General features: G+C 71.1%; 25 protein-coding genes. 9 read left to right on the forward strand and 16 right to left on the reverse strand.

Features of this window, described 5'->3' with window-relative positions:
• Positions 1–322 precede the first annotated feature (322 nt).
• Complete coding sequence (locus tag ACFWBF_RS09925; protein ID WP_385597963.1) at positions 323–964, reverse strand: DNA-3-methyladenine glycosylase; 642 nt, start codon at positions 962–964, stop codon at positions 323–325.
• 98 nt (positions 965–1062) lie between these two features.
• On the opposite strand from ACFWBF_RS09925, the gene ACFWBF_RS09930 reads away from it, so the two are divergent.
• The 3 genes from ACFWBF_RS09930 to ACFWBF_RS09940 all read left to right on the forward strand — a co-directional run bounded on the left by ACFWBF_RS09930 (position 1063) and on the right by ACFWBF_RS09940 (position 3084).
• Positions 1063–1845, forward strand: a complete 783-nt coding sequence (locus ACFWBF_RS09930; RefSeq protein ID WP_385597966.1) for a sporulation protein — start codon at positions 1063–1065, stop codon at positions 1843–1845.
• A 39-nt stretch (positions 1846–1884) separates the two neighbouring features.
• The gene (locus ACFWBF_RS09935; RefSeq protein ID WP_385597969.1) at positions 1885–2418 is read left to right on the forward strand and encodes a YbhB/YbcL family Raf kinase inhibitor-like protein; all 534 of its coding nucleotides are present in this window, start codon (positions 1885–1887) and stop codon (positions 2416–2418) included.
• Between the two features lie 162 nt (positions 2419–2580).
• A complete protein-coding gene (locus ACFWBF_RS09940) occupies positions 2581–3084 on the forward strand; it encodes an HNH endonuclease (RefSeq protein ID WP_385236186.1) in 504 nt (167 codons plus the stop codon).
• Between the two features lie 61 nt (positions 3085–3145).
• Here the strand turns inward: ACFWBF_RS09940 and ACFWBF_RS09945 are convergent, their stop codons facing one another.
• From ACFWBF_RS09945 to ACFWBF_RS09960, 4 genes are all read right to left on the reverse strand, one after another.
• Positions 3146–3916, reverse strand: a complete 771-nt coding sequence (locus ACFWBF_RS09945) for a sulfite exporter TauE/SafE family protein (RefSeq protein WP_385597972.1) — start codon at positions 3914–3916, stop codon at positions 3146–3148.
• Between the two features lie 83 nt (positions 3917–3999).
• Positions 4000–4977, reverse strand: coding sequence for an SPFH domain-containing protein (locus ACFWBF_RS09950; protein WP_385597975.1), 978 nt, complete (start codon positions 4975–4977; stop codon positions 4000–4002).
• An 85-nt stretch (positions 4978–5062) separates the two neighbouring features.
• Complete coding sequence (locus ACFWBF_RS09955) at positions 5063–5491, reverse strand: NfeD family protein (RefSeq protein ID WP_385597978.1); 429 nt, start codon at positions 5489–5491, stop codon at positions 5063–5065.
• A gap of 102 nt (positions 5492–5593) precedes the next feature.
• A complete protein-coding gene (locus ACFWBF_RS09960) occupies positions 5594–6388 on the reverse strand; it encodes an ABC transporter ATP-binding protein (RefSeq protein ID WP_385597981.1) in 795 nt (264 codons plus the stop codon).
• A 145-nt stretch (positions 6389–6533) separates the two neighbouring features.
• Here ACFWBF_RS09960 and ACFWBF_RS09965 point away from each other — a divergent pair, with 145 nt between their 5' ends.
• Positions 6534–7313: a hypothetical protein gene (locus ACFWBF_RS09965; protein WP_385597984.1), complete on the forward strand. Its 780-nt coding sequence runs from the start codon at positions 6534–6536 to the stop codon at positions 7311–7313.
• 123 nt (positions 7314–7436) lie between these two features.
• On the opposite strand, the gene ACFWBF_RS09970 is transcribed toward ACFWBF_RS09965, so the two are convergent.
• The 3 genes from ACFWBF_RS09970 to ACFWBF_RS09980 form a co-directional block, all read right to left on the reverse strand.
• Positions 7437–7682 carry a chaplin gene (locus tag ACFWBF_RS09970; protein ID WP_385598261.1) on the reverse strand — a complete coding sequence of 82 codons (246 nt, stop codon included), beginning with the start codon at positions 7680–7682 and terminating at the stop codon, positions 7437–7439.
• A 140-nt stretch (positions 7683–7822) separates the two neighbouring features.
• Entirely contained in the window at positions 7823–8473 is a 651-nt protein-coding gene (locus tag ACFWBF_RS09975) for a response regulator (protein WP_385597988.1), read from the reverse strand.
• Positions 8466–9623, reverse strand: coding sequence for a GAF domain-containing sensor histidine kinase (locus ACFWBF_RS09980; protein ID WP_385597992.1), 1158 nt, complete (start codon positions 9621–9623; stop codon positions 8466–8468). Before ACFWBF_RS09980 ends, ACFWBF_RS09975 begins: the two co-directional genes overlap by 8 nt.
• 477 nt (positions 9624–10100) lie before the next feature.
• Between ACFWBF_RS09980 and ACFWBF_RS09985 the strand changes: the two genes are divergently transcribed.
• Positions 10101–10757, forward strand: a complete 657-nt coding sequence (locus tag ACFWBF_RS09985) for a transglycosylase SLT domain-containing protein (protein ID WP_385597995.1) — start codon at positions 10101–10103, stop codon at positions 10755–10757.
• A gap of 131 nt (positions 10758–10888) precedes the next feature.
• On the opposite strand, the gene ACFWBF_RS09990 is transcribed toward ACFWBF_RS09985, so the two are convergent.
• Positions 10889–13384, reverse strand: coding sequence for an FHA domain-containing protein (locus ACFWBF_RS09990; protein ID WP_385598263.1), 2496 nt, complete (start codon positions 13382–13384; stop codon positions 10889–10891).
• Between the two features lie 328 nt (positions 13385–13712).
• On the opposite strand from ACFWBF_RS09990, the gene serB reads away from it, so the two are divergent.
• Positions 13713–14912: a phosphoserine phosphatase SerB gene (gene serB / locus ACFWBF_RS09995; protein WP_385597998.1), complete on the forward strand. Its 1200-nt coding sequence runs from the start codon at positions 13713–13715 to the stop codon at positions 14910–14912.
• 70 nt (positions 14913–14982) lie between these two features.
• Here the strand turns inward: serB and ACFWBF_RS10000 are convergent, their stop codons facing one another.
• The 4 genes from ACFWBF_RS10000 to ACFWBF_RS10015 all read right to left on the reverse strand — a co-directional run bounded on the left by ACFWBF_RS10000 (position 14983) and on the right by ACFWBF_RS10015 (position 17414).
• Positions 14983–15504: a SixA phosphatase family protein gene (locus tag ACFWBF_RS10000; protein ID WP_385598001.1), complete on the reverse strand. Its 522-nt coding sequence runs from the start codon at positions 15502–15504 to the stop codon at positions 14983–14985.
• 120 nt (positions 15505–15624) lie between these two features.
• Positions 15625–15840, reverse strand: a complete 216-nt coding sequence (locus ACFWBF_RS10005; protein ID WP_385598004.1) for a hypothetical protein — start codon at positions 15838–15840, stop codon at positions 15625–15627.
• 159 nt (positions 15841–15999) lie between these two features.
• Positions 16000–16119: an SGM_5486 family transporter-associated protein gene (locus ACFWBF_RS10010; RefSeq protein ID WP_385236225.1), complete on the reverse strand. Its 120-nt coding sequence runs from the start codon at positions 16117–16119 to the stop codon at positions 16000–16002.
• Between the two features lie 5 nt (positions 16120–16124).
• A complete protein-coding gene (locus ACFWBF_RS10015) occupies positions 16125–17414 on the reverse strand; it encodes a CynX/NimT family MFS transporter (RefSeq protein WP_385598007.1) in 1290 nt (429 codons plus the stop codon).
• Between the two features lie 99 nt (positions 17415–17513).
• On the opposite strand from ACFWBF_RS10015, the gene ACFWBF_RS10020 reads away from it, so the two are divergent.
• Positions 17514–18191 carry a FadR/GntR family transcriptional regulator gene (locus tag ACFWBF_RS10020; protein ID WP_385598010.1) on the forward strand — a complete coding sequence of 226 codons (678 nt, stop codon included), beginning with the start codon at positions 17514–17516 and terminating at the stop codon, positions 18189–18191.
• A gap of 3 nt (positions 18192–18194) precedes the next feature.
• Here ACFWBF_RS10020 and ACFWBF_RS10025 read toward each other — a convergent pair whose 3' ends face one another.
• From ACFWBF_RS10025 to fabG, 3 genes are all read right to left on the reverse strand, one after another.
• Complete coding sequence (locus tag ACFWBF_RS10025; protein WP_385598012.1) at positions 18195–18641, reverse strand: hypothetical protein; 447 nt, start codon at positions 18639–18641, stop codon at positions 18195–18197.
• Between the two features lie 237 nt (positions 18642–18878).
• On the reverse strand, positions 18879–19649 hold the full coding sequence (gene fabI, locus ACFWBF_RS10030) for an enoyl-ACP reductase FabI (protein WP_385598015.1): 771 nt from the start codon (positions 19647–19649) through the stop codon (positions 18879–18881).
• Between the two features lie 5 nt (positions 19650–19654).
• Positions 19655–20374, reverse strand: a complete 720-nt coding sequence (fabG, locus tag ACFWBF_RS10035) for a 3-oxoacyl-[acyl-carrier-protein] reductase (protein ID WP_385598018.1) — start codon at positions 20372–20374, stop codon at positions 19655–19657.
• A gap of 147 nt (positions 20375–20521) precedes the next feature.
• Here fabG and ACFWBF_RS10040 point away from each other — a divergent pair, with 147 nt between their 5' ends.
• Positions 20522–22084 (forward strand): TldD/PmbA family protein, encoded by a 1563-nt coding sequence (locus ACFWBF_RS10040; RefSeq protein WP_385598022.1) that lies wholly within the window; start codon positions 20522–20524, stop codon positions 22082–22084.
• Positions 22084–23481 carry a metallopeptidase TldD-related protein gene (locus ACFWBF_RS10045; protein ID WP_385598024.1) on the forward strand — a complete coding sequence of 466 codons (1398 nt, stop codon included), beginning with the start codon at positions 22084–22086 and terminating at the stop codon, positions 23479–23481. The genes ACFWBF_RS10040 and ACFWBF_RS10045 overlap by 1 nt, the downstream gene beginning before the upstream one ends.
• Positions 23482–23527: the final 46 nt, after the last annotated feature.

Below are 23527 nucleotides of genomic sequence, written 5' to 3' on the forward strand. Positions count from 1 at the left end.
TTGTACTCACCCGCAGTACATCGACTGGGGCTTTCCTCCGGGCGCTTCCTTCGTTTCCAACTCTACCAGATCATTTCCGCGCCGTTTCCGGATTGGATTTGAATTCGGTGGCCGTTGGGGGCCTTTGCCTTTCGGCGCTCCACCACATTAGCGCTTATCCCGTGCGGCTCATAATCGGGCCGGCGGATTCGAATTCGGGCATGCCGAATAGGACCCCGCCAGGGGTAAGTCGTAGGTAGTGGGTTGGCCGCTCTGGGGGTCTGCCGACAGCAGTGCCCCGTTCAAGCGGCTCGGGCTACGTTAGGCGTCCGCCAGGGGCGAGTCAAGTTGAGCGGCGGCGTGGCGCGTGGGCGCGGTACGGGCTCACCGTCGGGTCGTGGGTGATCCAGTAGCGGTACGGGTGTCCCGCGCCGGCGCCGGCCACTCCGGTACGGGGGCCGTTGCTCACCAGGTCGGCCGGGGTGGCGGTGCCCGTAAGGAGGGACAGGGGGGAATCGGGGCCCGCGCAGAGGTCGGTGCCGTCCAGGGAGCGGTCCACGGCCAGGGCCGTGGCCAGGCGGGCCGGGCCTTTGGCGAGTTCTCGGTCCCCTCTGGCTGAAAGTCGACGTTTACGGGCCAGGTCCGCGCCCACCGTGATCTCCCCCGCGCGCAGCAGCACCCCACTCGCGTGGTCCGGCGGACCGCACACCAGGTTGAGGCTGAACCACATGCCGTAGATGAAGTAGACGTACGCGTGTCCGGGCGGACCGAACATCGACGCGTTGCGGGCCGTGCGGCCGCGGTAGGCGTGGGAGCCCGGGTCGGCCTCTCCCTCGTACGCCTCCACTTCCGTGATGCGCAGTTCGATGGGGCCGTCCGGGCCACGGCGGACCAGGGTGCGGCCGAGGAGGTCCGGGGCCACGGTGAGGACCGGCCGGTCGAAGAAGGCCCGGGGCAGGGGCGTACGGTCGGGGCGCGCGCTCATCCGGTCGAGCGTACTGGAGCGCGTGCACCTGCAACCGGGGCCTAAGGTTCCGCGTTGGTAGGGGGTAGTCGCACGAGCCTTTCAAGGGGAGTCAGAGCATGGGGTTCAAGAAGCTGTTCGCAAGCCTGGGCGCCGGCGGTGCCTCGGTTGACACGGTCATCACCGAGCCGAACGTCGTGCCGGGCGGAATCGTCCAGGGCGAGGTCCGGATCCAGGGCGGATCCGTGGAGCAGCAGATCGAGGGGCTGTCCGTGGGCCTGCAGGCGCGGGTGGAGGTGGAGGGCGGCGACCAGGAATACAAGCAGGACATCGTCTTCACCAAGCAGCGTCTCGGCGGTGCCTTCCAGGTGCAGGCCGGCGCGCTGCACGTGGTGCCGTTCGGACTGGAGATCCCGTGGGAGACGCCGATCACCCACTTCGGGGGGCGGCACCTGCACGGGATGAACATCGGGGTCAGCACCGAGCTGGAGATCGCTCGCGCGGTGGACGCCGGGGACCTGGACGCGATCAACGTGCACCCGGTGCCGGCGCAGCAGGCGATCCTCGACGCCTTCGTGCAGCTGGGCTTCTCCTTCCGCAGTGCGGACATGGAGCGCGGGCACATCCGCGGGACGCGGCAGACGCTGCCCTTCTACCAGGAGATCGAGTTCCTGCCGCCGTCGCAGTACCGGGGGCTGAACCAGGTCGAGCTGACCTTCGTCTCGGACGGCCGTGAGATGGACGTCGTACTGGAGATGGACAAGAAGCCGGGGCTGTTCTCCGAGGGCAGCGACACCTACCGCTGCTTCCAGGTGGGCCTGCAGTCGTACCAGGGGACCGACTGGGCGGCATACCTGAACCAGTGGATCGCCTCCGTCGGTTCGCAGCGCAACTGGTTCTAGGCTCGGCCCGGTACGCGTATCCGATCAGGAGGTACAGCAGTGGCCGAGCAGAACAGGGCGCCCCTTCCGCATGCCTTTCACCCGGAGGTGCACTCCTTCACGGTGACCAGTGCGGATCTCACGCCGGGCGGGGAGCTGGGCGACGCCCAGGCCCTGACGGGTGGGAACGTCTCGCCGCAGCTGCGGTGGGAGGGCTTCCCCGAGGGGACGAAGAGCTTCGCCGTGACGTGCTTCGACCCGGATGCGCCGACAGGCAGCGGGTTTTGGCACTGGGTGCTCTTCGACCTGCCGGTGTCGGTCACGGAGCTGCCGGGCGGGGCGGGGAGCGGGGAGTTCGAGGGGCTGCCGGAGGGGGCCGTGCACGTACGGAACGACTACGGCACGAGGGACTTCGGCGGGGCGGCTCCTCCGCGCGGGGAGCGGCACCGGTACGTGTTCACCGTGTACGCGGTGGACCGGGAGCAGCTCGGCCCGGACGCGGACTCGTCTCCGGCGGTCGTCGGGTTCCATCTGCGTTTCCACGCGCTCGGCCGGGCCCAGCTGATCGGTGAGTACGGGTCCCCCGCGAGCTGATCACCGCGTTCGCCGTTCTCCGAGCGTTTGCCCGGTCCTGGTCTAAAGACGGCCAGGACCGGGCATTTTTATTGCGTTGTCCCGCGTGGCGCGCGCGGCCAGAGTGGTTGCGGGCCGTGCCGCCAGGGTGGTCGCGGGGCCTGCACACGGGAGGTGGGCGAGATGCGGGACACGCTGGTGCTGAATGCGAGCTTCGAGCCGCTGTCGACGGTGACGCTGAACCGGGCCGTGGTCCTGGTGCTGCAGGACAAGGCCGTGGTCGAACAGTCGCATCCCGAGCTGCGTGTGCGCGCGGCCACCATGGAGTTGCCGATGCCGCGGGTGATCAGGCTGTGCAGGTACGTCAGGGTGCCCTTCCGAAGACATGCTCCCTGGTCACGGAGGGGGGTGTTGGTCCGGGACCAGCACCGGTGCGCGTACTGCGGGAAGCGCGCGACGACCGTGGACCATGTGCTTCCGCGGGCGCAGGGAGGCGGGGACACCTGGCTGAACACGGTGGCCTCCTGTGCCGAGGACAACCACCGCAAAGCGGCGCGGACTCCGGAGGAGGCGGGGATGCCGCTGCTGCGCAAGCCCTTCGTGCCGTCTCCGGCGGACGCCATGCTGCTGGCCATGGGCGCGGGTGGGCGTGAGGTGCTGCCCGAGTGGCTGGGGCGTTCCGCATAGCCCTCCTGCCCCGTCTGCCGTGTACGACCGCGCGCTGGGCGGCGTAGTTTCGCTACGTCGCTCAGCGGAGCAGCAGTTGGACGATCGCGAGGACGCCGACGGTCACGATGACCGCGCGCATGGCGGTCGGCGGGAGGCGGCGGCCCACCTTGGCACCGATCTGGCCGCCGATGGTGGAGCCGACGGCGATCAGGAGGACGGCCGTCCAGTCGAATTCCGCGACGAAGAGGAAGAAGACGGCCGCGATGCCGTTCACCATGGCGGCGATGACGTTCTTGACGGCGTTGATGCGCTGGAGTTCCTCGCGGAGCAGCAGGCCCATCAGGCCGAGGTAGAGCACGCCCTGGGCGGCCCCGAAGTAGCCTCCGTACGCGCTGGAGAGCAGCATTCCGCACAGCAGGGCCGGGCCGCCGTCGGGGTTGCCGGTGTCGCCTCCCGCGGCGTCCTGGCGCTTGCGCAGGGCTGCCGCCAGCCTGGGCTGGAGGACGACGAGCACGAGGGCCAGTCCGATCAGGACGGGCACGATCGTGTCGAAGGAGTCGGACGGCAGCGCGAGGAGCAGGACGGCGCCCGTGAGTCCGCCGACGAGGGAGACGGCGCCGAGGCGCAGGATGCGGGCACGCTGGCCCCGGAGCTCCTTGCGGTAGCCGATGGCTCCGCTGATGGCGCCGGGCACGAGGCCGAGGGTGTTGGAGACGTTGGCGGTGACCGGCGGGAGGCCGGTGGCCAGCAGCACCGGGAAGGTGATCAGGGTGCCGGAGCCGACGATCGTGTTGATGGTGCCGGCGCCGATGCCCGCGGCGAAGACCGCGAGTGATTCCCAGATGGACAAGGCCATCCCCTTTGCATGAGTGAGTCGCCTCCCCGCCATGAAGGTCGAGGGGCCTCACTGATCATGCAGCAGGGACGGGCCGCTCAGTCGATGGGGGGCTGTTCGCGGCGCTCCGCGGCCGCCTTGTCGCCCGGGGTGCCGCCGTCCTTGCCGGTGTTCTGCGGGTTGAAGCCCGAACCACTGCCCATGGGGCCGAAGTTGCCCATGGCGCCGGAGAGGCCCTTGAGTGCGTCTCCGATCTCGCTGGGCACGATCCAGAGCTTGTTGGCGTCGCCTTCGGCGAGCTTCGGGAGCATCTGGAGGTACTGGTAGGCGAGGAGCTTCTGGTCGGCGTCGCCGGCGTGGATGGATTCGAAGACCGTACGAATGGCCTGGGCCTCGCCCTCGGCGCGCAGGGCGGCGGCCTTGGCGTCACCTTCGGCGCGCAGGATGGAGGACTGCTTCTCACCCTCGGCGCGCAGGATCTCGGACTGGCGGACACCCTCGGCCTGGAGGATCGCGGCGCGCTTGTCGCGGTCGGCGCGCATCTGCTTCTCCATCGAGTCCTGGATGGAGGTCGGCGGCTCGATGGCCTTGAGCTCGACGCGGTTGACGCGGATGCCCCACTTGCCGGTGGCCTCGTCGAGGACGCCGCGCAGGGCCGCGTTGATCTCCTCGCGGGAGGTCAGGGTCCGCTCCAGGTCCATGCCGCCGATGATGTTGCGCAACGTGGTGACGGTGAGCTGCTCGATGGCCTGGATGTAGCTGGCCACTTCGTACGTCGCGGCGCGGGCGTCGGTCACCTGGTAGTAGATGACGGTGTCGATGTTGACGACCAGGTTGTCCTGGGTGATGACCGGCTGCGGCGGGAAGGGGACGACCTGCTCGCGGAGGTCGATCCGGTTGCGGATCGAGTCGATGAACGGGACGACGATGTTGAGGCCCGCGTTGAGGGTGCGGGTGTAGCGGCCGAATCGTTCGACGATGGCGGCGCTGGCCTGCGGGATCACCTGGATCGTCTTGACCAGTGCGATGAAGACCAGAACCACCAGAATGATCAGGACGATGATGATCGGTTGCATGCGGTTCCCCGTGCCCTTCCGGCTGTCTGTGCTGCCCCGTTGATCGGAGTCTCGCAGACCCCGGGGCGGCGAGTCGGCTGCTTGCTCACATGACGACCGCGGTCGCCCCGTCGATCTCCACCACGTCGACGGACTGGCCGGGTTCGAAACTGGTGTCCGAGTCGAGGGTGCGGGCGGACCAGACCTCGCCGGCGAGCTTGATGCGGCCGCCGCTGCCGTCGACCCGTTCCAGTACGAGGGCGCTTCTGCCCCTCAACGCGTCGATGCCGCTGCGGTGTTGGGGCTTCTGGTTGCGGTGCCGGTTGGCGATCGGGCGGACGACCGCGATGAGCGCGACCGACACGATCACGAAGACCAGGACCTGGGCGACCGCTCCCCCGCCGAGGGCGGCCGTGACGGAGGCCGCCACCGCGCCGACCGCGAACATGCCGAACTCGGGCATCGCGGTCAGGACGAGGGGGATCCCCAGTCCGACCGCGCCGACGAGCCACCACACCCACGCGTTGATGTCCACATGGTCATGGTAGGTCGGTGGGGCACGGTCGGGACAGGGTGCGGGCGGCCGCACTGGCTCCGGCTGCCCGGGGCCGGGGCGGTCACCGCACCGGTCACAGCACTAGCGCAGGGGCAGGCCCTGGGCGGTCCATCGCTCGTTCTCGTTGCGCTCGACGACGAGCGGGAGCCCGAAGCAGAGGGAGAGGTTGCGGGAGGTCAGTTCGAGGTCGATCGGGCCCGCGGCGACGACCTTGCCCTGGCGGATCATCAGGACGTGGGTGAAGCCCGGCGCGATCTCCTCGACGTGGTGCGTGACCATGACCATGGAGGGCGCGAGCGGGTCGCGGGCGAGGCGGCCGAGACGGCGTACGAGGTCCTCGCGGCCACCGAGGTCCAGGCCCGCGGCGGGCTCGTCGAGGAGGAGCAGCTCGGGGTCGGTCATCAGGGCGCGGGCGATCAGGGTGCGCTTGCGCTCGCCCTCGGAGAGGGTGCCGAACTTCCGGTCGAGGTAGTCCGTCATGCCGAGGCGGTCGAGGAACGCGCGGGCGCGCTGCTCGTCGATGTCCTCGTACTCCTCCTGCCAGGTGGCCGTCATGCCGTAGGCCGCGGTGAGCACGGTCTGCAGGACCGTCTGCCGCTTCGGGAGCTTGTCGGCCATCGCGATGCCGGCGACGCCGATGCGGGGGCGCAGCTCGAAGACGTCCACCTTGCCGAGGGTGCTGCCGAGGACGGTGGCGGCGCCCTTGGTGGGGAAGAGGTAGCTCGAGGCGACGTTGAGCAGGGTGGTCTTCCCGGCACCGTTGGGCCCGAGGATCACCCAGCGCTCCCCCTCCTTGACCGACCAGGAGACCTGGTCCACCAGAGCCCGGCCCTCGCGGACCACGGATACGTCCACCAGCTCCAGAACATCGCTCATGAGCGTGTTGTCACCCCTTGCAGTCACGGTTCTGTGCGCGCCTGTAGGCGCGGCCCCAGGGGAAAACCTACGCCACTGCGGGAGGGGTCCGGGGCCGGGGCCGGGTGCGGGGTCCCGGGCGGGGCCGGATCCGTAAAGTGGGGGGATGCTTTTCGAACCACGTTCAGGGCGGCTGGCCGCCTGGGGGAACGCTCTGCTGGCCGGTCTGGTCTCGCCCGACGAGGCCGTGTTGTCGATCGTGGGCGAGGACGCCGTGCACCGGGTGGCGGGGCTGCCGGGGGAATCGGGCCCGGTGGGGCTCACGCTCGCGCTGGGGCGGATGCGGGCGCTGGGGGTGACCGGGCTGCGGATCGCCCTGCCCGCGCCGGGGCATCCGCTGGGGCTGAGCGGCCCGCCGGAGTTCAACGCGCGGGCGCTGGAGGCCGAGGAAGCGGTGGTCTGCGCGGGCGCGGCGCTGGGACTGGTGCCGGAGGTCCATGAGGCGGGTCCCGCGGGTGACGTGCACGTCTCGGTGGTGTGGCACTGCCTGCCGGTACGGGAGGCACCCCCGGCGGACGTGCCGTCGCTGAGCGAGGCCGAGCGGGAGCTGGCGGAGGCGCTGCGCGAGGCGACGACGGCGCTGACCCGGCTGGACGTGGCGGGGTCGGGGCCGGTGGCGGACGCGGCGCTGTCGGCGTACCGGGCGCGGGCGGAGGCGGGGCGGGAGGCGCTGGCTCCGGGGTATCCGCCGCGGGCGGTGCGGGTGCTGGCGCTGGCGCAGCGGGTGGACCTGATGGTGTCGCTGGCGTACGAGAACGGGCACGGGGGTGCGGTGGCCGCCTCCGAGATGGCGGCGCGGGCCGAGGCCTTGCGGCCGGTGGAGCGGGTGGCGCGGCGGGCGCTGGTCGCGGCGTACAACTCCGCCGTTGAGGCGCGCGAGGGCTGAGGCTTCGTTGTGCGGGCCGGGTGCCCGTTGCCGGGGCGGGCGCCCCTTCTGTTGCCGCGGCATGCCGCGGCCCCGCTTCCCGGGGAGAGGTGGGGGGAAGCGGGGCCGGGGTGGACGGGCTCGTCAGGCGTTCACGCCGGTGTTGCCGAAGGCTCCGTTCAGCAGGCCGATCACGTTGATCGTGTTGCCCACCACGTTCACGGGGACGTGGACCGGAGCCTGGAGCAGGTTCCCGGAGGCCACGCCCGGCGAGCTCAGTGCCTCGCCCTCCGCCGACGCACCGCCGTGCGCCGAGGAGATTCCGGCGCCGGCGGCGAGCAGGCCGCCCGCGAGCACGGTGACGGCGGTGGCCTTCTTGAAGTTCTTCACGTTCTCGTCCTCCAGTACGTCTGCCGCGGCCAGCCGCCGCGGCACGTCATGGAGAACGGTCATCCGACGGACCGGATACGCCATGTGGGCGACATACACCCGACCGTATGAATCTCAGTTTGTTGCATGGACGGACCGGTTCAGTCCGTGATCCCGTGCCTGACCGCCCAGAGCGCCGCCTGTGTGCGGTCGGCGACGTCCAGCTTCATCAGGATGTTCGAGACGTGTGTCTTGACCGTCTTCTCCGACAGCACCAGCGCCCGGGCGATCTCCCGGTTGGAACGCCCGTCCGCCATGTGCAGCAGGACCTCCCGTTCGCGGTCCGTCAGGGAGCCGCCGCGGCCCGCCGGGGCGGGCTGGCCGTCCTCGGAGAGCAGGGCCACGGCCACCTCCGGCTGGAGGAGCACGTGGCCGGCGTGGACGGAGCGGATGGCCGCTGCGAGGGCGTCGGGGTCGATGTCCTTGTAGACGTATCCGGCGGCGCCCGCGCGCAGGGCGGGGACGACGGTCCGCTGTTCCGTGAAGCTGGTGACGATCAGCACCCGCGCCGGGTTGTCCAGGGCTCGGAGCCTGCGCAGGGCCTCGATGCCGTCGGTGCCGGGCATCTTGATGTCCATGAGGATCACGTCGGGCCGCAGCTCCTCGGCGCGGGCGACGCCCTCGTCGCCGTCCGGGGCCTCGCCGACGACCTCGATGTCCTCCTGGACCTCCAGGAAGGTGCGCAGGCCGCGCCGGACCACCTGGTGGTCGTCCACCAGCAGCACGCGGACGGGGTGGGGCGTGTCAGCCACCGGGGACCTCCAGTTCGATCGTGGTGCCCGTGCCGGGCTCCGAGTGCACGCTGAGGCGGCCGCCGACGCCGGCCGCCCGGTCCCGCATGGAGACCAGGCCGAGGTGCCGGCCGGCGCTGCGGACGGTGGAAGGGGAGAAGCCCGAGCCGTCGTCGCGGACCGTGAGCACCGCCGCCGCGCCGTCCCGGCGGGTCAGGGTGACCTCGATGCGGCCGGCGCCGGAGTGGCGCAGTGCGTTGTGGAGGGCTTCCTGGGCGACGCGCAGGACCGCTTCCTCCTGGGTCGCGGGCAGGGCCCGTACGCCGTCACAGGTGAAGGTGACGTGCGCGGTGTGCGCGCGGTCCAGGACGCGGACCTGGTTGCGCAGGGTGGCGACCAGGCCGTCCTCGTCCAGGGCGGCCGGGCGGAGCTCGGTGACGGCGGCCCGCAGTTCGTCGGCCGCCTCGGCGGCGAGGAGGGCGACCTGGTGGAGCTCGTCCTTGGCGCGGGCCGGGTCGCGGTCGACGAGGGCGGCGGCGGCCTGGGCGGTCAGGCGCAGCGAGAAGAGCTTCTGGCTGACGGCGTCGTGCAGTTCGTGGGCGAGGCGGGAGCGCTCCTCGGCGATGGTGAGCTCGCGGCTGCGCTCGTAGAGGCGGGCGTTGGTGAGGGCGATGGCCGCGTGCTGGGCGAGGAGGGAGAGGAGTTCCTCGTCCTCGTCGGTGAAGCCGGGCCTCTCGCCGGGGGCGGTCTTCTTGTTCGCGAGGAAGAGGGCCCCGAGGGTCTCCTCGCCGTCCCGGACGGGCAGGCCGAGGAAGTCGGACATCTCCGGGTGGGCGGCGGGCCAGCCCTCGAAGCGGGGGTCCTTGCGTACGTCGGCCAGGCGCTCGGGGCCGCCCTGGTGGAGCATCGCGGCGAGGATGCCGTGCTGGCGGGGCAGCGGGCCGATGCGGCGCCACTGCTCCTCGCTGATGCCGTCCACGACGAACTGGGAGAAGCCGCCGTGGTCGTCCGGGACGCCCAGGGCGGCGTACTCGGCGTCGAGCAGGGCGCGGGCGGAGGCGACGATCGTGCGCAGGACGTCGCGGACCTCGAGGCGCCGGCTCATGGCGAGCAGTGCGGTGCTCACGGCGGCCAGGCCGCTGCGGGGTCCGGTGGGGTTGCTGCGCTGCATGGGGCTCACCGTACTCGCGGCCCTGACCTGCGGGATCGGGCTGCGGCCCTAGGGCGGACGCATATGTGTGCCCTCCTTGGGCACTAGGTCCCGGGGCGCCGGTCTCTGCCTTGAGGAGGAGGGCCGGGGCGAGTTGCTGGTCCTCCGGGCGGAGAACCGGTCACGCATTGCATTGCTGCCGCAACGGACGGTGAGACTGTTACGTGCTCGATGTGAGCCCGGGCATAGGACGCACATCACTTACGAAGTTGCCTAGTGGACAGATAAAGGCCCTGTCAGCGCTGCTGCGCCTAGTGTCTGGCCGGGAAATCCGGGCTCGACGCCAGCCCGTGATCCACTAAGCGGCTTCGTACGTCACACCTTTGCCAGGCGTTTTTGCCACCGCTAAGAATTGCCCTCGTCGCACAGCGCCGCCGGATCCCGGATCCGAACCGGCGCTTTCCTGCGGCCCCCGCGATTCGAAGAGGTTGCCCCGCCATGTCTGCTTCCAGCATTCCCGGTCACAGTCGTCTGACGAAGGCACACAAGCTGTCCGTTGCCGGTGTCGCCACCCTCGGTGCCGCCGCGCTCGCCTTCTCCCTCGTCCCGGCCGGTGCCGGTGAGGCCCAGGCCGTCGCCGTCGCCCCTGTGGCATGGACCCAGGCCGTCGACGGCGCTCAGGCGAAGGCCGTGCAGAAGCACCTCACCGTGCAGCAGGTCGTCGCGGACAAGCAGGCGAAGGACGCGGCGAAGGCCAAGGCCGAGGCCGCCGCGAAGAAGGCCCGCGCCGACAAGGAGGCCGCGAGCCGCTCCGCCGCCCGCACCCCCGTCTTCGCGAACAACCTTGACGGCTGGATCAAGGAAGCCCTCTCCATCATGAAGCGCGAGGGCATCCCCGGCACCTACTCCGGCATCCACCGCAACATCATGCGCGAGTCGAGCGGCAACCCCCGCGCGATCAACAACTGGGACATCAACGCCCAGAACGGCATCCCGTCGAAGGGCCTGCTCCAGGTCATTCCGCCGACCTTCGCCACGTACCACGTCAAGGGTACGAAGTTCGACCTGTACGACCCCGTCGCGAACATCGTCGCCGCGTGCAACTACGCCGCCGACCGCTACGGCTCGATGGACAACGTCAACAGCGCCTACTAGGCCCTGGCGTCCCTCAAGACCCCCCACGCGCCTCAGGGCGGCCCCCGGACTTCCGGGGGCCGCCCTGAGGCGTTTGCGCGTACGGCCCTGCGCGTACGGGTTGCGCGTACGGCGGGGTCGTACGGGCGGTGCTACTTGCGCATGACCTCGGGCTCGTGGCGGCGCAGCAGCCGCTGGACCGCGAAGCCGCAGGCGATGCCGAGCAGCAGCAGGACGATGATGTCCAGGCTCCACTGGCCGATCGAGTGGTCCCACAGCGGGTCGGTGTTGGTGGGGTTGTCGCGGTCCCACGGCGGCATGAGCTTGCCGAGGTTCAGCGTGGTGCCCGCGGCGGCGACGGCCCAGCGGGACGGCATCAGCCAGGCGAACTGCTCCAGACCCACGGAATCGTAGACCTGGAAGAGGATGCCGGTGAAGACGACCTGGATGATCGCGAACATGACCAGCAGCGGCATGGTCTTCTCGGCGGTCTTCACCAGCGAGGAGATCACCAGGCCGAACATCATCGAGGTGAAGCCCAGCGCGATGACCGACACGCACAGCTCGACGGCCGGCGGCATGAGCAGGCCCTCGGCCGGCAGGTCGCGCGGGAAGAAGCCGATCCCGCAGATGACCACGCCCTGGATGGCCGTGATGACGCCGAGGACGATCACCTTCGACATGAGGTACGCCGACCGGGACAGGCCGGTCGCGCGCTCACGCTCGTAGATGACCCGTTCCTTGATCAGCTCACGGACCGAGTTCGCCGCACCCGAGAAGCACATGCCGACGCAGAGGATCAGCATGATCGTGCCCGCGTCGCCGTTGAAGTTCGACGGCGGAGTCGGGGGCGCGAGGCCGAAGGTCGCGGGGATGACCGTGGAGACCACGCCCAGGACAGCGGGCAGGATCAGCATCAGGCCGAGGAAGCCCTTGTCGGAGGCGATGACCGAGACGTAGCGGCGGATCAGGGTCCACAGCTGCGCACCCCAGGCCTGCGGCTTCGGCGGGTTCATCTGCTGCGGGGAGGGCATCGCGACCGACTGCGGGGCGACCGCGTCGATGTCGGCGGCGTACAGCTGGTAGTGCTGCGAGCCCTTCCAGCGGCCGGCCCAGTCGTAGTCGCGGTAGTTCTCGAAGGCGGAGAACACGTCGGCCCACGTGGTGTAGCCGAAGAAGTTCAGCGCCTCGTCCGGCGGGCCGAAGTACGCGACCGAACCGCCCGGGGCCATGACCAGCAGCTTGTCGCAGATGGCCAGCTCGGCGACCGAGTGGGTGACGACCAGGACCGTGCGGCCGTCGTCGGCGAGGCCGCGCAGCAGCTGCATGACGTCGCGGTCCATGCCCGGGTCGAGGCCGGAGGTCGGCTCGTCCAGGAAGATCAGCGACGGCTTGGTGAGCAGCTCCAGGGCCACGGACACGCGCTTGCGCTGACCACCCGAGAGCGAGGTGATCTTCTTGTCCTTGTGGATGTCGAGCTTGAGCTCGCGCAGCACCTCGTTGATACGGGCGGCTCGCTCGGACTCGGCGGTGTCGCCGGGGAAGCGGAGCTTGGCCGCGTACTTGAGCGCGGTGCTGACCTTCAGCTCCTTGTGCAGGATGTCGTCCTGCGGGACCAGGCCGATGCGCTGGCGGAGCTCCGCGAACTGCTTGTACAGGTTGCGGTTGTCGTAGAGGACGTCGCCCTCGTTGGCCGGACGGTAGCCGGTCAGCGCCTTGAGCAGGGTCGACTTGCCCGAGCCGGAGGGGCCGATGACGCCGATGAGCGACTTCTCCGGGACGCCGAAGGTGACGTCCTTGAGGATCTGCTTGCCGCCGTCGACCGTGACCGTGAGGTGGCGGGCCGAGAACGAGACGTCGCCGGTGTCGACGAACTCCTCGAGGCGGTCGCCGACGATCCGGAACGTCGAGTGGCCGACGCCGACGATGTCGTTCGGGCCGAGCAGCGCCGTGCCGGACTTGGCCAGCGGCTGACCGTTGACGTAGGTGCCGTTGTGGCTGCCGAGGTCGTGGATCTCGAAGCGGCCGCCCGGCATCGAGCGGAACTCGGCGTGGTGGCGGGAGACCTGGAGGTCGGAGACCACCAGCTCGTTCTCCAGCGCACGGCCGATCCGCATGACGTGGCCCAGCGCGAGCTGGTGGAACGTCGTCGGGCTGCGGTCGCCGTAGGCGGGCGCCGCGCCCTGTGCCGGGCGGGGCGTGGCGGAGCCGGCGCCGCCCTGCTGATGCGGCACGTGCGGCTGCTGCGGCTGCTGCTGTTCCCAGGCCTGCTGGGGCTGCTGCTGGGCCGGAGGCTGGTAGGCCGGGGCCTGCGGCTGCGCGTAGGCCGCCGCCGGTGACTGCTGCATCTGCTGGGCCACGGCCGGCTGCGGCGCCGCGGCGGCGACAGGATTCAGCCGCGGGCCGTCGGTGGCGTTGCCCAGGTGTACCGGCGTGCCGGGTACGAGTTCGGCCTGCTGGACCCTCGCCCCGTGCACATAGGTGCCGTTGGTGCTGCCGTGGTCCTCGATGCCCCAACCCCGGCCGTTCCAGCTGATGGTGGCGTGCCGCCACGACACCCGGGCGTCATCGATCACCACATCTCCCTGAGGATCACGCCCCAGCGAGTACGACCTGGACGGATCGAGCGTCCAGGTCCTTCCATTCAATTCCAGTACGAGTTCCGGCACTCCAGCCCCACTTAAGTCCCCCGAGAATCCCCCATGACGTCAGGGAGTCTAGGGATGGCGAACATCCGGGGGAACTATTTCAGGCCCGGGGCCACAAGTGGAATCGGGGCCGCGCGGCGGCCTCCGCGCCCGCCCCCGGACGGGGTCGAAAGGCACCCGGAGAGTGCGATACGGGACTTCTCGCCCCGTCGCCGGCCCCGCCCGCGGACCGGGAGCGGGCCGGGAGCGGGCCGCCGGGCGACCTGCGCGTTCAAGACGTGGGACGGGGGTCCTGTCCGGGAGGCCGGGGGGATACGGTGAGATCACCATGAGCGCTTCGCAGACCTCCGACGTCCCCACCCTCCTCGTCAAGATCTTCGGCAAGGACCGTCCCGGGATCACCGCCGGGCTGTTCGACACCCTCGCCGCCTACTCCGTCGATGTCGTCGACATCGAGCAGGTCGTCACCCGCGGCCGCATCGTCCTGTGCGCCCTCGTCACCAAGCCCGCCGGAAACACCGACGGCGAGCTGCGGGCCACCGTCCACAGCTGGGCAGAGTCGCTCAAGCTCCAGGCCGAGATCCTCTCCGGCACCGGTGACAACCGGCCGCGCGGCAGTGGCCGCTCCCACGTCACCGTGCTCGGCAACCCGCTCACCGCCGAGTCCACGGCCGCCATCGCCGCCCGGATCACCGCGACCGGCGGCAACATCGACCGTGTCTTCCGCCTGGCGAAGTATCCGGTGACGGCGGTGGAATTCGCCGTCTCCGGCACCGAGACCGAGCCGCTGCGCACCGCTCTGGCCACCGCCGCCGCGCAGATCGGCGTCGATGTCGCCGTGGTCTCGGCAGGTCTGCACCGGCGGGCCCAGCGCCTGGTCGTCATGGACGTGGACTCGACCCTGATCCAGGACGAGGTCATCGAGCTGTTCGCCGCGCACGCCGGCTGCGAGGCCGAGGTCGCCGAGGTCACCGCGCGGGCCATGCGGGGCGAGCTGGACTTCGAGCAGTCGCTGCACGCCCGCGTGGCCCTGCTGGCCGGGCTGGACGCCTCCGTCGTGGACAAGGTCCGCTCCGAGGTCCGGCTCACTCCCGGCGCCCGGACCCTGATCCGCACCCTGAAGCGGCTCGGCTACCAGGTGGGTGTGGTCTCCGGCGGGTTCACGCAGGTCACGGACGACCTGCGGGAGCGGCTCGGCCTGGACTTCGCCTCCGCCAACACCCTCGAGATCGTGGACGGCAAGCTGACCGGCAAGGTCGTCGGCGAGATCGTGGACCGGGCCGGCAAGGCCCGGCTGCTGCGCCGCTTCGCCGCGGAGGCCGGCGTACCGCTGGCCCAGACGGTGGCCATCGGCGACGGCGCCAACGACCTGGACATGCTGAACGCGGCCGGGCTGGGCGTGGCGTTCTGCGCCAAGCCGGTGGTCCGCGAGGCCGCGGACACCGCGGTGAACGTGCCGTTCCTGGACGCGGTGCTGTACCTGCTGGGGATCACCCGGGAAGAGGTCGAGGCCGCCGACCTGGCCTGAGGCCCCCGATACGCGAGGAGGGCCCGGCGCACATCCGAGCGCCGGGCCCTCCTCGCGTGCGTACGGCCGGTCAGTGATCCTTGGGCGTCCAGAAGTCCAGCAGCGTGCCCACCCCGTGCTGGACCGACTTCCACGAGCCGGTGAAGGAGATCACGGCGAGCGCGGCGGTCGGGAATCCGGTACGGGTCATCCGCGCGAGGGTGTCGCCCTGCGCGCGTCCCGCGAGGGCGTCGGCGAGGGCGTGCATGCCGGGGTTGTGGCCGATGACGAGGAGGTTGGAGACCTCGTCGGAGGTCTCGTTCAGCAGCGCGATGAGCTCGCCCGGCGAGGCCTCGTAGAGCCGCTCCTCGTACGCGGTCTTCGGTCGGTGCGGCAGTTCCTGGACGGCCAGCTTCCAGGTCTCGCGGGTGCGGGCGGCGGTGGAGCAGAGGGCCAGGTCGAAGGCGATGCCGGTTTCGGCCAGCTTCAGACCGACGGCCGGTGCGTCCTTGCGGCCTCGCTCCGCCAGCGGACGGTCGTGGTCGGACACCTCGGGCCAGTCGGCCTTGGCGTGCCGGAGGAGGGCGATCCTGCGGGGTGTGTCGGCGCTCATGGCTCCCAGCTTGGCATGAAACGAGCCATGGGGCGCAGGGTGTTGGGGTGCCCGGCCCCGGGGGCGGGGCGCGCCCGGGCGCGCGGCCGGGCGCGCGGGCTCGTAGGCGGTGGTGCGGGGTCAGTGGACGGCGCGCAGCACCTGTTGGACGACCTGGACCAGGGTGCCGCCCTCGCTCGCGGGGGTCCCGGACGCGGCGTGGGCCTGGCCGGATCCGGCGAGGAGCAGCAGGAGGAGGCCGAAGGCGAGCGCGGGCAGGGCCAGCCCCCACCAGTGCAGGCGGGCGCCGGCGCCGATGGCCGTGGCGCGGGACGGGGTGTGTGCGGGGGCCGACATGGCCGCCTCCGTGGGTGTGCGGGTGGGACGGGCTCTCTGTCTTCGAATCTATGGATCCGAAGGAGCCCTGCCCATCCGGGGCACACCCCACTTCACCCTGAGCCTGGCCCCCTAGGGGTTGGTGGGGGTAGCCCTACCAACCCCGGCCGGGGCGCGGTGTCACGGGGAGGCGAGCGTCGCGATGATGGCGATGATCACGGTCACGAGGAGCATCGCGCCGAGCACGAGGCCGAGCTTCTTGTGGCCGTTCTGGGGGTTCGGTTCGAGTACGGGCGACATGCCGTTCAGTCTCGCATGCCGCATTCGTCCTCGATCGTGCGGTCCCGGCCCGCCAGGATGCCGAGGGCGATCTGCGGGACCAGCAGTCCGGCCATCAGGGCGAGGGGCAGGTCCCAGCCGCCGCTGTGCTGGTAGAGGGTGCCGATGACGAGCGGTCCGGGGATGGAGATGAGGTATCCGGTGCTCTGGGCGAAGGCGGAGAGCTTGACGACGCCGGCCGGGGACTTGGCGCGCAGTCCGATCATCGTGATGACGAGCGGGAAGGCGCAGTTGGAGATGCCGAGCAGCAGGGCCCAGGCCCAGGCGCCTGCGGCGGGGGCGAAGTAGAGCCCGAGGTAGCCGGCGAGGCCGAACAAGCCGAGGACGACGGCGATGGGGCCCTGGTTCCTCATCCGGCCGGCCAGGCCCGGGATGACGAAGGCGAGCGGGACCCCCATGACCATGGTGACGGCGAGCAGGACTCCGGCGGTGCCCGGGGAGACGCCGGCGTCGCGGAAGATCTGCGGGAGCCAGCCCATGGTGACGTAGGCGCCGGTGGCCTGGAGGCCGAAGTACGAGGCCAGGGCCCATGCGGTGCGGCTGCGGACGACGCGCGGTCCGGCGTCGGGGCGTACCGACGCGGCGGGGGCGGCGGCCTTCTCCCGGCGGGCGGCGGTGGCGATGGCCAGCCAGGGCAGTACGGCGGCCAGCGCGAGCACGGCCCAGATCAGCAGGCCGGTGCGCCAACTGCCTCCGAGGGCGGCGGTCATCGGGACGGTGGCGGCGGCGGCCAGCGAGGTGCCGGCGGCCAGGGCCATGGAGTACAGGCCGGTCATGGTGCCGACGCGGTCCGGGAACCAGCGCTTGACGATCACCGGGAGGAGCACGTTGGTCAGGGCTATGCCGGCGAGCGAGAAGGCGCTGGCGGCGAGGAACCCGGCGGCGTTGGTCGCGAAGGGGCGGATCAGCAGTCCGGTGGCGACGGCCGCCATGCCGGCGCAGACGACGGCGGCGGGGCCGAAGCGGCGGGAGAGCCGGGGTGCGGTGATGCCGAAGACGGCGAAGCAGAGGGCGGGTACGGAGGTGATGAGTCCGGCGACGGTGCCGCTCATGCCGAGGCCGGTGCGGGTCTCCTCGAAGAGGGCGCCGAGGCTGGTGATGGCGGGCCGCAGGTTGAGGGCGGCCAGCACGATTCCGACGATGAGCACCGGGCCGAGCCACGTGGGGGCGACGTGGACGGGGGCGGGAAGGGGCCGGCCGGCGCTGCTGCGCACGGCCGCCGGGCGGCTCAGGGTCTGGATTTCTTCGTCGGACATTCACCCATCATAGAATCATGGGATGATTGGTTGTCCAGTCGTCGTGCCCGTCGGCTCCCGCCGGCTCCCGTCGGCTCCCGCCGCCCTTGAGAGGAACCCATGCCGCTGACCTCGCCACGGCGCTCCGCCCTCGTCGACCAGGTGATCACCCAGCTGCGGAACCAGATCACCTCCGGCGAGTGGCCCGTCGGCGCCCGGATCCCCACCGAGCCGGAGCTGGTGGAGCTGCTCGGCGTCGCCCGCAACACCGTGCGGGAGGCCGTGCGGGCCCTGGCGCACAACGGCCTGCTGGACATCCGGCAGGGGTCGGGCACGTACGTCGTCGCCACGAGCGAGCTGGCCGGGGTGATGCACCGGCGCTTCGCCGGGGCCGACCCGCGGCACATCGCGGAGCTGCGCTCGACGCTGGAGTCCTCGGCGGCCCGGCTGGCGGCCGAGCGGCGGACCGACCGGGACCTCGTACAGCTGGACGCGCTGCTGGCGCGGCGCGAGGAGGCCTGGGCGGGCGGGGACGCGGAGGTGTTCGTCGCGGCGGACGTGGCCCTGCACATGGCGGTGGTGGCGGCTTCGCACAACGACGTGCTGATCGAGCTCTACGCGGACCTCGGCGACCTGGTGGCGGACTGGCTGCGCACGGACGTCGGCAGCGAGCTGAGGCCGGAGGCCCATCTGGACCACGCCCGGCTGATCGAGGCGGTCCGGCGCGGGGACGGGGACACGGCCGCCTCGGAGGCGGCGGGCTACCCGTACGTCTGCCTGAATGAGAAGGCCCGCTGAAGCTCAGGGGCGCTGGTGGCTCACCCAGGCGGTGCGGACTTCCTTCCAGCAGCGGCTGGTGAGCTCGACGCGGCCGGCCGGGCCGAGGGCCACGGCGGCGCCGTCCCCGTCCACGTCCCACCAGCGGTCGCACTCCACGTGCAGGCGGACCAGGTCGGTCTCGGGGAAGCTGTTGTGGCAGTACGCGACCACCTGCGAGCCCGTGATCACGGTCTCGCAGTCGGCCCCGAAGAGCTCCCGGGCGGCGTCCGGCGCGGGGCGTACGGGCGGTTCGGCGGGGATCTCGGCCAGGTCCACGACGGCCGGGGCCACGACGGCCGGGGCCACGATCTCCGGGCCGGGCGCGGGGTCGTCGGCGTCGGGCTGCGCGACGGCTCCCGGGACCACGAATCCGGTCAGGACCACCGAGGTGACCAGCAGCGATACCGCTCGGCTCCGCCTCGCGCGCACTCCCGTACCTCCGCCCGCAGGAGCCGGGAAGATCCCGACCAGGTCAGTTTGCAGGGGAATGTCCCAGTTTTCGACTCGGGAAGATCCGGTCAGACGCCGAAAATCTGATCGAGTGAGCGGCCCTCGGCGGGGCTCGCCACCAAAAACGGCGGCGGCCGCGCCTCCGAGAAGGAAGACGCGGCCGCCGCCGTACGGATGGATGGAGCGCGCCCGGGGGCGGGCCCGCGATCGATGCGGTCAGGCACCCATCGCGTGCAGGCCGCCGTCCACGTGGACGATCTCGCCGGTGGTCTTGGGGAACCAGTCCGACAGCAGGGCCACGACGCCCCTGCCCGCCGGCTCCGGGTCGCTCATGTCCCACTCCATCGGGGAGCGGTGGTTCCAGACGTCCGCCAGCTCGGAGAAGCCGGGGATGGACTTCGCGGCCATCGAGCCGATCGGACCGGCCGAGACCAGGTTGCAGCGGATCTTCTCCTTGCCCAGGTCGCGGGCGAGGTAGCGGCTGGTGGCCTCCAGGGCCGCCTTGGCCGGACCCATCCAGTCATACTGCGGCCACGCGTACTGCGCGTCGAAGGTCAGGCCGACGACGGCCGCGCCCTCCGCCGGGAAGAGCGGCTTGCAGGCCATGGTCAGCGACTTCAGCGAGAACGCCGAGACGTGCATCGCGGTCGCGACCGACTCGAAGGGGGTGTTCAGGAAGTTGCCGCCCAGGGCGTCCTGCGGCGCGAAGCCGATGGAGTGGACGACGCCGTCGAGGCCGCCGAGCTCCGCGCGGACGAGGTCCTCCAGCCGGGCCAGGTGCTCGTCGTTGGTGACGTCGAGCTCGATCACCTTGGCGGGCTTGGGCAGCTTGCGGGCGATTCGCTCGGTCAGCGTCGGCCGCGGGAACGCGGTGAGGATGACCTCGGCGCCCTGCTCCTGGGCCAGCCGGGCGGTGTGGAAGGCGATGGACGACTCCATCAGCACCCCGGTGATGAGGATGCGCTTGCCGTCGAGAATTCCGCTCATGGTGATCAGTGACCCATGCCCAATCCGCCGTCAACGGGAATGACGGCTCCAGTGATGTACGCGGCGTTGTCGGACGCCAGGAAGCTCACGGCCGCCGCGATCTCCTCGGGCTGCGCGTAGCGGCCCAGGGGCACCTGGCCGACGATGCCCGCGCGCTGCTCGTCGGTGAGCACCTTCGTCATGTCGGTGTCCACGAAACCGGGGGCGACGACGTTGAAGGTGATGTTGCGGGAGCCCAGTTCCCGGGCGAGGGAGCGGGCGAAGCCGACCAGGGCCGCCTTGGAGGCGGCGTAGTTGGCCTGGCCCGCCGAGCCAAGCAGTCCGACCACCGAGGAGATCAGGACGACGCGGCCCTTCTTGGCGCGCAGCATGCCGCGGTTGGCCCGCTTGACCACGCGGAAGGTGCCGGTGAGGTTGGTGTCGACGACCGACGCGAAGTCCTCCTCGGACATCCGCATGAGCAGGGTGTCCTTGGTGATGCCGGCGTTGGCCACCAGCACCTCGACGGCGCCGTGCTTGTCCTCGATCTCCTTGTAGGCCTGCTCCACCTGCTCGGAGTCGGTGATGTCGCAGCGCACGGCCAGCACGCCGAGCGCGGCGAGCTCCGCCGGCGGCTCGCCCGACCGGTACGTGATCGCGACCTTGTCCCCGGCCTCCGCGAAAGCTCGGGCGATGGCGAGGCCGATGCCCCGGTTACCTCCGGTGACGAGAACCGAGCGGCTCAACGGATCACCCTTTCGACTAGCGGCTCTGAATACCAAAAACCTATAGGTCGCATCGCCCGTACGGAGAATCGGGCTCCCACAGGGCCTTGGGACGGGCTCTGTCGAGTCCCTACAGAAAGAAGTAGGCACAACAGCCGCGAGCGCGACATGATCGAGGCGACCGGCCCCGACCCCGGGAGGACTTCCGTGCCCCATTCCATCGACGCGGCCTTCACCGCGCTGCCCTTGCGGGCGCTCGCCGACGCGGCGCTCGCGCGGGCCCGCGCGCTGGGCGCCGACCATGCCGACTTCCGGCTGGAGCGGATCCGCAGCGCCTCCTGGCGGCTGCGCGACGCCAAGCCCTCCGGAGGGTCCGACACCACCGACCTGGGATACGCGGTCCGGGTCGTGCACGGGGGCAGCTGGGGGTTCGCCTCCGGTGTGGACCTGACCATGGACGGCGCCGCCAAGGTGGCCTCGCAGGCCGTGGCCATGGCGAAGCTGTCGGCCCAGGTGATCAAGGCGGCGGGTTCGGGCGAGCGGGTCGAGCTCGCGGACGAGCCGGTGCACGCGGACCGGACGTGGATCTCGGCGTACGACGTGAACCCGTTCGAGGTACCGGACGCGGAGAAGGCGGCGCTGCTCGCCGACTTCAGCTCCCGGCTGCTGGCGGCCGAGGGCGTGGCCCACGTGGACGCCTCGCTGCTCGCCGTCCACGAGAACAAGTTCTACGCCGACACCGCGGGCACCTCCACCACCCAGCAGCGGGTCCGGATCCACCCGCAGCTCACCGCGGTCGCCGTGAACGCCGCCACGGGCGAGTTCGACTCGATGCGCACCATCGCCCCGCCGGCCGGGCGCGGCTGGGAGTACCTGACCGGCACCGGCTGGGACTGGAACGCCGAGCTGGAGCAGATCCCCGGCCTGCTCGCCGAGAAGATGCGGGCGCCGAGCGTCGAGGCCGGCCGCTACGACCTGGTCGTGGACCCGTCCAACCTGTGGCTCACCATCCACGAGTCGATCGGGCACGCCACCGAGCTGGACCGGGCGCTGGGCTACGAGGCGGCGTACGCGGGGACCTCCTTCGCCACCTTCGACCAGCTGAACAAGCTCCGGTACGGCTCCTCGATCATGAACGTGACGGGTGACCGGACCGCCGAGCACGGGCTGGCGACCGTCGGCTTCGACGACGAGGGCGTCGAGGGGCAGAGCTGGGACCTGGTCAAGGACGGCACGCTGGTCGGCTACCAGCTGGACCGGCGGATCGCGAAGCTGACCGGCCTCGGGCGCTCCAACGGCTGCGCCTTCGCCGACTCCCCCGGGCACGTGCCGGTGCAGCGGATGGCGAACGTCTCGCTGCAGCCGGATCCGGGCGGGCTGTCCACGGAGGACCTGATCGGCGGGGTGGAGCGCGGGATCTACGTGGTCGGCGACCGCTCCTGGTCGATCGACATGCAGCGCTACAATTTCCAGTTCACCGGTCAGCGGTTCTTCCGGATCGAGAACGGCAGGCTGGCCGGTCAGCTGCGCGACGTCGCGTACCAGGCGACGACCACCGAATTCTGGGGCTCGATGGAGAAGGTCGGCGGCCCCCAGACCTACGTCCTGGGCGGCGCCTTCAACTGCGGAAAGGCCCAGCCGGGTCAGGTCGCGGCCGTCTCGCACGGCTGCCCGTCCGCGCTGTTCCGCGACGTGAACATCCTGAACACCACGCAGGAGGCGGGACGCTGATGTCGACGAGTCGCACGATCAAGCCCCACGAGATCGTCGAGCGGGCCCTGGAGCTCTCCACCGCTGACGGCTGCGTCGTCATCGCCGACGAGGAGTCCACCGCCAACCTGCGCTGGGCGGGCAACGCGCTCACCACCAACGGCGTCACCCGCGGCCGGACCCTGACGGTCATCGCGACGGTCGACGGCAAGGAGGGCACGGCCTCGGGGGTCGTCTCGCGCTCCGCCGTCACCGCCGCGGACCTGGAGCCGCTGGTACGGGCCGCCGAGGCGGCCGCCCGGGGGGCGGGCCCCGCGGAGGACGCCCAGCCGCTGGTGACCGGGACCCCGGCCTCGCCGGACTTCACCGACGCCCCGGCGGAGACCTCCCCGGCGGTGTTCGCCGACTTCGCCCCGGCGCTCGGCGAGGCCTTCGCCCGGGCCCGGGCGGGCGGCCGGGAGCTGTACGGCTTCGCCAACCACGTGCTGGTGTCCACGTACGTCGGCACCTCCACCGGGCTGCGGCTGCGCCACGACCAGCCCAAGGGCACCCTCGAACTGAACGCGAAGTCCCCCGACCGGCAGCGCTCCGCCTGGGCGGGCCGCGCCACCCGGGACTTCAAGGACGTGGACCCGACCGTGCTGGACGCGGAGCTCGCCGTACGCCTGGGCTGGGCGGAGCGGAAGATCGAGCTGCCCGCCGGACGGTACGAGACCCTGCTGCCGCCGACGGCCGTGGCGGACCTGCTGATCTACCAGATGTGGTCGGCGGCGGCCCGCGACGCCGTGGAGGGCCGGACGGTCTTCTCCAAGCCCGGCGGCGGCACCCGGCTCGGCGAGAAGCTCTCCGAGCTGCCGCTGACCCTGCGCAGCGACCCGAACGCTCCCGGGCTGGAGTCCGCGCCGTTCGTCATCGCGCACAGCTCGGGCGACGACGCCTCGGTCTTCGACAACGGCCTGCCGGTCCCGGCGACCGAGTGGATCAGCGGCGGCGAGCTGGCCCGGCTGACCACGACCCGGCACAGTGCGGGCCTGACCGGGCTGCCGGTCTCCCCCGCCTTCGGGAACCTGATCCTGGACGGGGGCGGCGACAAGTCGCTGGAGGAGATGGTGGCCGCCACCGAGAGGGGGCTGCTGCTGACCTGCCTCTGGTACATCCGCGAGGTGGACCCGGCCACGCTGCTGCTCACGGGCCTGACCCGGGACGGCGTCTACCTGGTGGAGAACGGCCAGGTCGTCGGCGAGGTCAACAACTTCCGCTTCAACGAGTCGCCGGTGGACCTGCTGTCGCGGGCCACGGAGGCCGGGCGGACCGAGAAGACCCTGCCGCGCGAGTGGAGCGACTGGTTCACCCGGGCCGCGATGCCGGCCCTGCGCATCCCGGACTTCAACATGAGCTCGGTCAGCAAGGGGGTCTGACCCCCATAGACTGAGACGGCAATCCCATCATTCGAAGGAGTCGAAA

Source organism: Streptomyces sp. NPDC060028 (assembly GCF_042736725.1).
In the GTDB taxonomy this organism is placed as follows: domain Bacteria; phylum Actinomycetota; class Actinomycetes; order Streptomycetales; family Streptomycetaceae; genus Streptomyces.

Excerpts from the sequence above, each read along its gene's own strand:
- serB (WP_385597998.1), top strand. The coding sequence starts at position 13,713 with ATGAGCGCTTCGCAGACCTCCGACGTCCCCACCCTCCTCGTCAAGATC.
- ACFWBF_RS10015 (WP_385598007.1), bottom strand. The coding sequence starts at position 17,414 with ATGTCCGACGAAGAAATCCAGACCCTGAGCCGCCCGGCGGCCGTGCGC.
- fabI (WP_385598015.1), bottom strand. The coding sequence starts at position 19,649 with ATGAGCGGAATTCTCGACGGCAAGCGCATCCTCATCACCGGGGTGCTG.
- ACFWBF_RS09925 (WP_385597963.1), bottom strand. The coding sequence starts at position 964 with ATGAGCGCGCGCCCCGACCGTACGCCCCTGCCCCGGGCCTTCTTCGAC.
- ACFWBF_RS09965 (WP_385597984.1), top strand. The coding sequence starts at position 6,534 with ATGCTTTTCGAACCACGTTCAGGGCGGCTGGCCGCCTGGGGGAACGCT.
- ACFWBF_RS09940 (WP_385236186.1), top strand. The coding sequence starts at position 2,581 with ATGCGGGACACGCTGGTGCTGAATGCGAGCTTCGAGCCGCTGTCGACG.
- ACFWBF_RS10000 (WP_385598001.1), bottom strand. The coding sequence starts at position 15,504 with ATGAGCGCCGACACACCCCGCAGGATCGCCCTCCTCCGGCACGCCAAG.
- ACFWBF_RS09960 (WP_385597981.1), bottom strand. The coding sequence starts at position 6,388 with ATGAGCGATGTTCTGGAGCTGGTGGACGTATCCGTGGTCCGCGAGGGC.
- ACFWBF_RS10020 (WP_385598010.1), top strand. The coding sequence starts at position 17,514 with ATGCCGCTGACCTCGCCACGGCGCTCCGCCCTCGTCGACCAGGTGATC.
- ACFWBF_RS09930 (WP_385597966.1), top strand. The coding sequence starts at position 1,063 with ATGGGGTTCAAGAAGCTGTTCGCAAGCCTGGGCGCCGGCGGTGCCTCG.
- ACFWBF_RS10005 (WP_385598004.1), bottom strand. The coding sequence starts at position 15,840 with ATGTCGGCCCCCGCACACACCCCGTCCCGCGCCACGGCCATCGGCGCC.
- ACFWBF_RS09950 (WP_385597975.1), bottom strand. The coding sequence starts at position 4,977 with ATGCAACCGATCATCATCGTCCTGATCATTCTGGTGGTTCTGGTCTTC.
- ACFWBF_RS09980 (WP_385597992.1), bottom strand. The coding sequence starts at position 9,623 with ATGCAGCGCAGCAACCCCACCGGACCCCGCAGCGGCCTGGCCGCCGTG.
- ACFWBF_RS10010 (WP_385236225.1), bottom strand. The coding sequence starts at position 16,119 with ATGTCGCCCGTACTCGAACCGAACCCCCAGAACGGCCACAAGAAGCTC.
- ACFWBF_RS09985 (WP_385597995.1), top strand. The coding sequence starts at position 10,101 with ATGTCTGCTTCCAGCATTCCCGGTCACAGTCGTCTGACGAAGGCACAC.
- ACFWBF_RS10040 (WP_385598022.1), top strand. The coding sequence starts at position 20,522 with ATGATCGAGGCGACCGGCCCCGACCCCGGGAGGACTTCCGTGCCCCAT.
- ACFWBF_RS10045 (WP_385598024.1), top strand. The coding sequence starts at position 22,084 with ATGTCGACGAGTCGCACGATCAAGCCCCACGAGATCGTCGAGCGGGCC.